At 68.9% G+C, this 790-nt stretch carries 1 protein-coding gene; it reads right to left on the bottom strand.

Translation table 11 applies throughout. From position 1 onward, the window contains the following. Window positions 1-290 precede the first annotated feature (290 nt). Window positions 291-536, bottom strand: a complete 246-nt coding sequence (locus MJ785_RS21875; protein ID WP_239382763.1) for a transposase — start codon at window positions 534-536, stop codon at window positions 291-293. Window positions 537-790 lie beyond the last annotated feature (254 nt).

The following is a 790-nucleotide window of genomic DNA, read 5'->3' as shown; positions in this document are numbered from 1 at the left end:
GCTCGCCGTCGCTCGCCGTCGCTCGCCGTCGCTCGCCGTCGCTCGCCGTCGCTCGCCGTCGCTCGCCGTCGCTCGCCGTCGCTCGCCGTCGCTCGCCGTCGCTCGCCGTCGGAAGTCCGGTCCGGCCTGAATCGTTCACGGGGTTGGCGGGGCCGACCCGTGTGATCGACAACGGTCTTTTCGATCAAGATTTCCTGTCTGTGGGCAGGGTCGGGGTGCGACGGCCGTGTCGCGTCGCCGGGTCCACGGCCCGGTGGCCCTTTCGCGCTCGGAGAGACGGGGGAGGGTGGTCAGGTCACGGCGGGCAGCGCCTTTATCCGTGTCCAGGCGCCGAGGGCGGCGTCGATCCAGGGCCAGTCCGTGCTCAGGTGCAGCCAGCGCTTCCGCTGGCCGTGGGTGCGCCGGGAGGGCAGGTCGAACCGCCGGAACCGCAGCAGCTTGACCGAGGCCTCGCGCAGGTCGCCGGGCTCGAGGGCCAGCCAGCGGGAGGCCGCGAGGAGGGTGCCGGCCAGCAGCACGATCTGGGTCCACACCACGTTGATCTTCTAGGAACGGGATGGCCAGCGGTTCAGGCCGATCGCCTTGCCCTGCTTGGCGTCGTTCTCAAGGAGCAAGCCGCACTGCACGCATAAATTTCTCGGGAGCGGAGGGAATGAACGCTCCCGTGATCGGGGTTGACGCTCTGTTGGCGCTGGTAGCGGCCGTCCAGCGGCTGCGGGACACGCAGATCGACGAAGAAAGCAACGAAGGAGAGGGAGGTTTGCTGGAGTATCAGCACGTACAACCATGC

The sequence above is a fragment of the Protofrankia sp. CiT1 genome, assembly GCF_917627335.1.
GTDB lineage: Bacteria > Actinomycetota > Actinomycetes > Frankiales > Frankiaceae > Protofrankia.
Note: the sequence above shows the minus strand (reverse complement) of the source record. Positions and strands in the feature narration are given on the sequence as shown.